Source organism: Okeania sp. SIO3B5 (assembly GCF_010692555.1).
Classification (GTDB): Bacteria; Cyanobacteriota; Cyanobacteriia; order Cyanobacteriales; family Microcoleaceae; genus Okeania.
The window spans coordinates 1-9728 of the sequence record NZ_JAAHHG010000388.1 but is presented as its reverse complement, the minus strand read 5'-3'; the positions used below and the strand labels follow the sequence as shown (position 1 = coordinate 9728).

General features: G+C 33.4%; 9 protein-coding genes. 6 read left to right on the top strand and 3 right to left on the bottom strand.

Going from position 1 to position 9728, the window contains the following annotated elements:
• The 6 genes from F6K54_RS32875 to F6K54_RS32850 form a co-directional block, all read left to right on the top strand.
• Positions 1-535, top strand: a 535-nt coding sequence (locus F6K54_RS32875; RefSeq protein ID WP_293087447.1) for a glycosyltransferase family 2 protein, incomplete at its 5' end; no start/stop codon positions are given.
• Positions 536-561: 26 nt separating this feature from the next.
• Positions 562-2199 (top strand): hypothetical protein, encoded by a 1638-nt coding sequence (locus F6K54_RS32870; protein ID WP_293087444.1) that lies wholly within the window; start codon positions 562-564, stop codon positions 2197-2199.
• A 33-nt stretch (positions 2200-2232) separates the two neighbouring features.
• Positions 2233-2388, top strand: a complete 156-nt coding sequence (locus F6K54_RS32865) for a hypothetical protein (protein ID WP_293087442.1) — start codon at positions 2233-2235, stop codon at positions 2386-2388.
• The gene (locus F6K54_RS32860; RefSeq protein ID WP_293087440.1) at positions 2385-3491 is read left to right on the top strand and encodes a DegT/DnrJ/EryC1/StrS aminotransferase family protein; all 1107 of its coding nucleotides are present in this window, start codon (positions 2385-2387) and stop codon (positions 3489-3491) included. The genes F6K54_RS32865 and F6K54_RS32860 overlap by 4 nt, the downstream gene beginning before the upstream one ends.
• 6 nt (positions 3492-3497) lie before the next feature.
• Positions 3498-4067 (top strand): acyltransferase, encoded by a 570-nt coding sequence (locus F6K54_RS32855; RefSeq protein ID WP_293087438.1) that lies wholly within the window; start codon positions 3498-3500, stop codon positions 4065-4067.
• Between the two features lie 93 nt (positions 4068-4160).
• Positions 4161-5612 carry a hypothetical protein gene (locus F6K54_RS32850; protein ID WP_293087435.1) on the top strand — a complete coding sequence of 484 codons (1452 nt, stop codon included), beginning with the start codon at positions 4161-4163 and terminating at the stop codon, positions 5610-5612.
• 233 nt (positions 5613-5845) lie between these two features.
• Here F6K54_RS32850 and F6K54_RS32845 read toward each other — a convergent pair whose 3' ends face one another.
• The 3 genes from F6K54_RS32845 to F6K54_RS32835 all read right to left on the bottom strand — a co-directional run.
• On the bottom strand, positions 5846-6811 hold the full coding sequence (locus F6K54_RS32845) for a hypothetical protein (protein WP_293087433.1): 966 nt from the start codon (positions 6809-6811) through the stop codon (positions 5846-5848).
• Between the two features lie 88 nt (positions 6812-6899).
• On the bottom strand, positions 6900-8492 hold the full coding sequence (locus F6K54_RS32840; RefSeq protein WP_293087430.1) for a hypothetical protein: 1593 nt from the start codon (positions 8490-8492) through the stop codon (positions 6900-6902).
• A 101-nt stretch (positions 8493-8593) separates the two neighbouring features.
• Positions 8594-9728 (bottom strand): tetratricopeptide repeat protein (locus tag F6K54_RS32835; protein ID WP_293087428.1); only part of this gene is annotated, 1135 nt, incomplete at its 5' end.

Sequence of the window (9728 nt, the reverse complement as noted above, 5' to 3'; positions counted from 1 at the left end):
TCTCTTGGTGTTAATGAATAATGATGTGGTACTTGGTTCTGAAGACTTATTATCAAAACTTTCAGCTTACTGTTTGTTACCAAAGGTTGCTACGGTAGGTTGTAAAGTTTTAGCTAGAAAGCCTTCTGGTTCCTATTCTCTTAAGTCTGCTGGTATGTTTTTTAGACCTAAACAAACTGCTCCTTTTGGAGGTGGAATTGTTGGTGAATATGCGCCCCCCGATTTTCTGTCGGATAAAAACTATTTATGTTTGGGCAATACTTTTGCTTTGGCATTTATTCCTAAACAGGTTTATTGGTCTTTAAATGGTCTTGATGGCGTAAACTTTCCCACAGATTACAACGATGTTGATTTCTGTCTCCGGGCAATTCAAGACGGTTTGAATCATATTATTGTTAATGACTGCATCGCAGTTCATAATGGTAGAGCTTCGCGAGCAGACACAAGTGAGTATCCAGCGTCATTAAGATTACTTTCCTCAATTAAAAATTTAGGACTTATTACCAAACCAACTAACTTTTACCCGTTGATATAATTACTAACTAAGGTCGCTATCCCAGTATGAGTCCATCAACCACCATAAAAAACAAACAAGCAACAGGAATTTACCACAACCTTGTTATTGAATCAAGTGATTTTTTAGACTTGGTTCATAGGCTATCTCAATTTTCAGTAATTTTTCCTCTAGAGCCAGGAAAAATATATTCAACTGTTGAGTTTTTAGAGCCTTTTTTGAAGTCTGAAGTAGGTTTATCTATTAAATTTATTAGTTTTAATCAAGAATTAAATTTTATTTGCTGTGATGCGATCGCAGAGAATCTATTAATTGAGCTAAAAAGACATACTCTGATTATTTTTTTCAATCGTCAGGTGCTTCTCGGAGAATATTCTAATCAACAGAGTTTGTTGTGGGCAAAACTTGACTGCTTAGGTTATAAAGTTTTCTTCAACCATTCGTTTGATTCAGCTAATACATATCCTCAAAATTATTCTTTCATTGATATTTTTGAGCTTACTGTTAGTAGTAAGGAGCGTTTAACTAATTTTCCTAGTATTTCAGGTAGTTTGTGGCAAAAAGCTGCTCTTTCTTCCCAAAAAAACAATCCTAGTTGCATATTTATTTTGGATTTGATTCAAGATTTTGAGGTTCTGATTCCGATTATTAAGACTATAGCTAGTCAGTTTCATGGCTTCAAAATCAAGGTTTTATTTACTAAAAGGTTTTCTTCTTTTCCTATCACTAATTCTTATTTAACTGTTTTACAAGTTTTAAATGTTGCTTATTATCCTGTCGAGACACCTTACGAAGTAATTGATTTCTTTAAAAAAAATGATGTGCTTTTTACATCCTCCGAGTCATCAGTTTCAGGACATTCTTTTGGTCATACTGTCTGCAAAATATTAGGGTCGTCCGTACTCAAATTAACTGTTCAACATGGTTATGAAAATGTTGGCTTAAACCATCATAAAGCACATAATCTTCAGTTGCCTGATGGTGTTAGATTTGCATCTGATTTCATCTTTACTTGGAACCATCCATCAAAGTATAGTAATATTTACCCTACTGAAATTAACAAGTGTATTCCTGTAGGAGTCATTAAATCTATTGCTAATGACTCCTTTCAATACAGAAGTCTTTTTCACGATCCTAATTTAACTAATTCCCAAAGTATTGTTGAAACAAAAAACAATAAATTTCAGCTTTTGCTTGGAGAAAATCTTCACTCCGTTCGTTTTAAAGACCAAACTCCAGTTCATAAATATCTACAATTTATTGATTATCTTAACTCTTCTTCTAAAGTTGAATTGACTGTGAGGTGTCATCCGGGTAAAAGATGGTTAGAAGTAAACAAAATTTTTGAAGGAATTACATTTTACAATGATGTGCTTTCAATTTCCAGACTATCTTCTTTTCAAGGAATAATTAGTCCGCCTTCAACTTTTATTTTGGATGCAATTTTGTGTAATATTCCAGTATGTATTTGGACGGTTGATGACTTTGGCGTTGATACAATAAATTATCCTTTATTGCCCTTGGTTAGTAATGTTAACTCTTTTTGGGAGTTCGTTTCAATGTCTACTAATTCTTACTCCAAAGTATTGTATAACCAGCTCTCATTTTTGGCTAAAAATACAGTTAGTTTTAATGGTACAAATTATCTTATATCAAGGCTTTTGGGATTTTATAGCCAGATATAATTTCTTGAATTACTTGTTTATTATGAAAAGCTAATGATATTAACTCCAGAAGTTGTTAAATCAATTGCAGATTTTTGTGGTAACGTAGAGTTATCTTTGTTAGACTTAGCGGTTAGTAAAATAACTAAGAAACCAATAGATTATTTAAAAGCAACAGCCGACTTTATAGAAAAAAGAAAGTCTTTATGAATAACCCGATTTTTGTAACCCGACCTTATTTACCACCCTTGGAAGAATTTATGCCCTATTTGAATAAAATATGGGATAGTCAAATTCTCACAAATAGTGGTCAATTTCATCAGCAGTTGGAGCAAGCACTTTGCGAATATTTAGGCGTTAATCACATTGCCCTATTTACCAATGGTACTATTGCCTTAGTTACAGCACTTCAAGCTTTACGCATTACAGGTGAAGTTATCTCTACTCCATACTCTTTTGTAGCCACAACTCACGCCCTCTTGTGGAATGGTATTAAACCTGTGTTTGTAGATGTCGATCCCCATACACTAAATCTTGACCCTGCTAAAATTGAAGCAGCTATTACCCCCAAAACCACAGCAATTCTACCAGTACATTGTTACGGATATCCTTGTGATGTAGAAGCTATTCAGAAGATTGCTGACAATTATAATCTTAAAGTTATTTATGATGCTGCCCATGCTTTTGGTGTCAAAATTAATGAAAACAGTCTTCTTAATTATGGAGATTTATCTGTACTTAGTTTTCATGCGACTAAAGTATTCAATACTTTTGAAGGTGGAGCAATTGTCTGCCCTGATGCTAAAACCAAGTTGCGTATAGACAGGTTAAAAAATTTCGGGTTTGTAGATGAAGTGACCGTTGTTGCTACGGGTATTAATGGCAAAATGAGCGAATTCAATGCAGCTTTTGGTTTATTACAATTAAAATATGCTGATGAAGCTTTAAGTAAACGAGAAAAAATAGATACTTTATATCGTAAATTGCTTCAAGATGTAAAGGGGATAAGTTGTCTAGGAGGTTATGGCAAACAAAGTTCAAACTATTCCTACTTTCCCATTATGGTGGAAGCAGATTATCCCCTAAGTAGAAATGGTTTATATGACAAGCTTAAAGAAAAAAATGTTTTTTCTCGTCGCTATTTTTATCCCCTTATTTCTGATTTTCCCATGTACAAAGGTTTGGCATCTGCAAATCGGAGTAACTTGCCCGTAGCGACTGATGTTGCCTCTAAAATTCTTTGTTTACCAATTTATCCAGCGTTAACCCAAGATGAACAGTTATTTATTGTTGATTTAATAAAGAAAAAATAATTAATTATGGCAAAATTAGAACCTTCGGTTATTGAATCTATGGGGTTTGCTTCCATAGGAAAAAATGTCACTATCTCTGATAAGGCTTCATTCTACAACTGTGCTAATATTTCTATAGGTAATTCTGCACGAATTGATGATTTTTGTGTACTATCCGCTGGTGAAGGGGGTATTTTTATTGGCAATCATGTTCATATTGCAGTATATTCATCATTGATAGGTGCTGGAAAGATTACTTTATCTGACTTTTCTGGTCTTTCGTCGCGAGTATCGATTTATTCTAGTAATGATGATTATTCTGGTGCAACTATGACTAACCCTACTATACCTAGTCAATATGCAGGTGTTACCCATGGTGATGTCTATTTAGGGAAACATGTAATTATCGGTTCTGGAACTGTAATTCTTCCTGGAGTTACTTTAGAGGAAGGAGTTGCTGTTGGTGCTCTTAGTCTAGTCAGAAAAAATTGCAAAGCTTTTGGTATTTATTTAGGTTATCCAGCTAAGTTTGTTAAAAAACGTAAGCGCGATCTTCTCGAACTAGAAAAAGCTTTTCTTTCCAGTCTAAATCAATAATAGCAAGACTGTTACAGAACAAGTCTACATTAGACTTCTCCGAAAGTTAAAACATAACAACCTTTTACAGGAGTTTTAGGTGAATTATTGCAGATGCCTATATTACAAATTGAGAAGATTATGATTTCTGAAAAACAAAAAAACAATAGTGATAACAAAATAAAAATAGCCTGTATCCTTCTGGCATTTTTAAATATTAAGGTTGTTTCTCGCAGCCTTGAATCGGTAATTGAAGAAAAACATCGCATTTCTGAAAGGATTGAACTAGATATTTATGTAGTAGAAAATTATTCAATAGCAACAGAGTCAGAACTTAGTCCATACTTATCTGATTTAGCTAATAAAGGGATAATTTTCAAATACGTTAAGTTTCTTAATAATATTACAAATAATGCTTTCGATCATGCCATTTCTACAGAAATGCTTGATTACAACAACTATGATTACATAATAGCTTCTGATGGAGATATTGAGATTCCCATTGGTACTATTGATGAACAACTCTCAATATTGAAAAATTGCCATGAAGTCATGGTTTGTTCGTTACAGATTGATTCAACAAATTGGACACAAACCCATGGTATTGCTAATAAGGGAAAAGCATTGTCAGAAGAGATTGCTAATTTAGCCAAAGAGGACAAACCTTATATTTTAAAGGAAGCTGGATTTTGGTTTTTAATGTTTCGCTCAAAAGAGCTTGAGAAAATTGTTACTTTTGCTCAAAGTAATGGATTCAGAGTATTAGATATTACTTATCGTCGAATTGTATATTTTATCGAGAAAAAATTATGGGTAATGACTAAAAAATCGATTGGCCGTGAGTTAAATCGAGATGAGGTGTTTTCAAAGTCATACTACAGCGTTGATAGGAGCGCAATAAAGCAGCAATTTATCAATGAGGGCTGGAATTGCCAACCTGTCATGTATCAACATAATAAAATCAGCAATTGTTTAATATATACCAAAAATAAAGTTCTTGAATTTTCTCCTAGAAAACTGATGGACTTTAACCCGATAAAAATCGAAAAATATACTTACGATAAACTTGATAGCTTTTTTGGAACTATTCTTGACGAAATTACTCGCGCAGGACTTCCTTTGCGATTTATTTCTAAAATACCAAAAGTTAAAGAGGCTGGCGTTTATATTGTTCGGAAGGGGTTAGGAGCTAGTTTTTATCTAGAGGAATCAAACACATTATTTATTCAGATGAGAGGTGAAATAAATGTTCCTCCAATTAGTAAAAAAAGCTTTTTAATGGTCGATATGGGTAACTTTTTAGAACCATTAGAACCATTGACTGAGATAGAAAACATAGATAAGTTTTTAATTGATGCTTGCGATCTGCTCAAACCAGGAGGTTTTATGCAAATTGTTTTCCCAAATTCGTCAAAAACTTTGAATAAACTTGGTAATAGCAATTTTTTAATTGAAAATAATATTGACTGTACTATACACAAAGTTGATAGTGACGAAGCTAAATTACCGAAAAACTATAGCTTAATTCGTATTGAAATAGGTAATAATCACAAAGACCAAAATTAATAAAATACAGTACTTTGCGACTCTATCAGGTAACCTATCGGGGGTAAATAACAGCAAGATGCGCACTATAATGTTTTCATAATTTACCCGAAATCTGCTGTATCAGGGTTATGGCTAGTTTTCTCTTGTTCATGAAATAATTGTTCAAGTAATTCGCTACATTTCCGAATAAACTCATCCTTATGGAGACATTTTCCCTCTCTAGAGTTGGGTTCAGCCTCAACTGACAGTTCTTACCTCAGTTTAACACCTGTTTTAGCAGCAATTAATTCAATACGAGCGCCATTTCTTTCTTGAGTATCTGAAATTTCCTTAATTTGTGTCAATCCTAACTGTTTGAGTATCCGAAATAAGTCTGATTTTTGTAACCAAATTGCTTGAGGCACCATCCCTGCAAAAGGAGCGTAGTTAATAGTTTTTTCTTTATACGCAAAAACTTTATATTTCCCCAATGGTGATTCATATTCTGTGGCAGCTTGCTCGTGGGTTGCATATTGAGTGTGAAGATACAAATATTTATTGCATAACTTACTAACATCAATCAAATGAGCAACAGGATTAGCTAAATGATATAAAACCCCACGATGGTGAACTAAATCTATCTTTTCTACTTGATATCTTGCTTGATAAAAATTAACTAAGTTATCTGTTTCTAAATTTATTAAGTCCACATAAACTTTGTCTTCTAAACCTAAAAACCAACAGCGAACTAAAGTTTTAATAACATTTTCAATACGAGAATCCAAACCATATACCTTTTTACAAATGGTTGCCAAGGAAGCCGTATAATGTCCTTCAAAGCAGCCAAGTTCTATGGCACTACATTCCCTTAAATCGCAGTATTTTTGCAGAACATTTATGTGCTTATCAGGAATGCTATGAGGTGCTGAACGTTTTTGGGAAGTATAAGCACTCCCTAAAATCATTGAATCTTCTAGTAAATTGTAACTTGACCAAGGTAGTAAACAGTTAAGAGTATCTAAAGATTCTGGGTCAAACTGGCGTTGTTTTTGAATAATAGACTGGTCTATTGTAGAAGGCTTTTTTAAACGTTTGGAGTCTAAATCTACTTGAATAGTTGATTCTTCACAAATTTTCATTAATTCGGCAATAATTTGTGATTTTTCCAATTGCTGTCGGTTTGCCCGTTTAAAAATAGCGACAATTTGTGAAAGGAAATTACCGGATAGAATTTTCATTTTTGTGTTCCTGGGTGTTTTTTACTTGATTTGAGCAATACTAAAGAATCACGATAGCACGCTTCATTGGAAAGTAACAAATCAAGATTCAGACCATTACTGTTTTGAGTCGTTCGTATATATCAAGTTCTTGATCGCTGAAATTTGGGTAAATAATATCCTCTACCCCTTCTTCATTAAAGAACAATTCACTATACCCAAGTTCTCTAAGAAATCCAATGATTAGGCTAAACATATATTGATAAAACTTATTTTCATAATCTACCCATGATTCTTTGAGTTTTTGGTATTTTTTTACCTGCATCAACTTAGTTTGATTGTCAGATGACAGCTCTCTCATAACTACTTTAATTAATTTTGCTTCCTTCCTCAAAATCTCATAGTTTGACGGTATTTTTGGTAAGCAATCTTTAATCCCTTTTTTATTAAAAGTTATTTCTAGAAAATCACCATAGTTGCTAATACCAAATTCAATATCGTAGTTAAGGGTAGGACGAATTAACTTAGAACCAACACATAAATAATTTAACATTCTTGCTAGTTTGATTTTAGGACCACCACTATTTTTACCTACTAAAAATACAGGCAAGAAATTACTATCCAAAGAGTTGTTGGAATTACTATTTTCTCTGCTTTTAACTAATTCATTACCCAAAAAAGTAGCTAGTTGGCTAGCAAACTTTTCTGTGGAATATGCAGAGATTAAAAACTCCTGAGCCTTTTTGAGTTTCCCAATAATCTGTTCCCCCTTAAGATTTAATATATCGGATGCAAAGATTGACCAATTTTGGTAAACGTAGGGAAGCAATTTGTTATACTCAGGATGATCGTCAACGAGAACCAAGCATCCTGACATTAGTGCTGTTGAAGCTCTGTTGTGGGTTTTGGCAATCACAAAAGGGCTGTTATTAGTAGGAATTAATACACAATGGGTTTCCGACATCAGTACCTCAAAAGAATCTGGTTCCCAAAGCTGAAAGTAGGTGGGTATTGAATGACTTCTCATAACTTCCAAAACTTTAACGATTTCGGGATTATCATTAGTGCATATTACTAATTTACATTGATAAATTGGCTCTAATTGTCGGAACAAATTAGCAATTCTACGGACAGATTCAATTAAATCTATTAATCCGGCTCGATAAAAAGGATTACCACTAATTCCAAACCAAGTAAATATTAACTTGTCATTTAATGAAGACCATTTCTTGAGGAATCCGTCGTTATTTGAATTTGCTTGAATGGGGTCGCCGATATGTATGACATTTTGATGCCCTAATCTATGGACTACCTCTTTCATGTTTTCAGAAGAAGCAATTACACCATCTGCTAAAGAGACCATAGTTGCCATTCTTCTTTGTAAACCTCTAGCTAAGGAAGTGGGAGAGTAGGTTAAATAGTTGTCAAATAAGTCGAAAATTAGGGTTTTGCCGGATTTTTTTAGGTCATAAGCTAATAGTAGTGCCAGATCGTTATATAGCTTAGAAAATACCACCATCTGGTAACTTGGTTTTAGTTTTTGGTAGTTTGCTATAAAATCTGATAACTCTATAATTTTGACTGAAAAGCCGTAGTTGTTAAGAGCATCGGTAATAGGTTTAGTTCTTATTGTATAGCCCGCATTTCTTTCGCTAATTTGTTCGACAACCCAAATAATTTTGGTATCTTCTTTTGCGTTCATATTTTTTTATAGCTGTTTTAAATTACAAAGTATTTATGTTAATAATTATGAGTCAAAGTTTGCGTTTAGAGAATAATTTTTTTTTTTTAAACTAAGGCTCTTTAGCGATTTAAACTTTCTCCTAACCTCGCTTTAATTTGATTCCAATTATTGTTAAAAACGGAAAGCATAGCATAACGTAACTCATAATTATCTATCCATTCCTTACTCATGTATTCATTGATAATTTTGTCATAATGGTCAGATAGAAATGTAGAATCAGGATTGAGATTAGTAACTATGGTCAACCCTGTTGGTTTAGTGGGTATTGTGAATATTTCTAATTCTGGTCTGTATTGCTTTAGTATGGGAACCACTTTCCAGACATCACCACTCCAAAACATAGTTGAAAAATCTCTATTGGATGTTATCTTATCGAGGGGTAAAGTATCATGGAAGCATATTACTGTTTTTTTATTACTGTACTTTTCTAAGTTTATAAAATCTTGAATAGACTGCTCAAACAAATGCAATCCATCTATAAAGGCAAAGTCTATTGTTTGATTTTTCAACTCTGATAAAACACTATAGTTTTGAAAAAATTCGTTGCTAGTCACAGCAAAAACTTTTGCACAAGGTGGAGTTTTCCTTAACTTCGGTTGAGGATCTATCCCAATTGAAATAGTAGGTGGATTAGCCAGACGAAAAGAATGACCTTTTTTAATACCTATTTCGAGGTAAGTATTAGGCTTCAACCAAAAATGCAATTGTTTTAATATATCTAAGTAGTCTCCCCCCGGCAAAATCATTTCACTGAGACATCTATGAGTTCTGTGGAAACTAACACTTTGTAGCTCATTTTTATCGCTAACTTGACTTAGGTAGTCCTCAACTAATTTCAAAATCCTGCGAACACTTTTACTATAACAAACGCCATTTATGGTCTGGTTTTCTTTGGCTTCTAAAATACTCAATAGGTCTTTTTCAAGATCAATTTTTGTTTTAACAGCTAATTTGTCTGTTGCTTTAAGAAACTCGTGGTAAAAGCTTCCCTTGAGAGTCGTTGGAGATAATTTTAGAACTTGCTCAATATACTGATTAGCATGGCTTAAATCCCCTTTGTAAATATACGCAACACAACACTCCAAGTAGCTGTCTGCTCCGCTTGGATTAAGGTTGATAGCCTTATGATATCTGGCGATCGCCTCATCAAAATTTCCTTGTTCAGTTAATACTTGACCTAGACTATTATAAAAC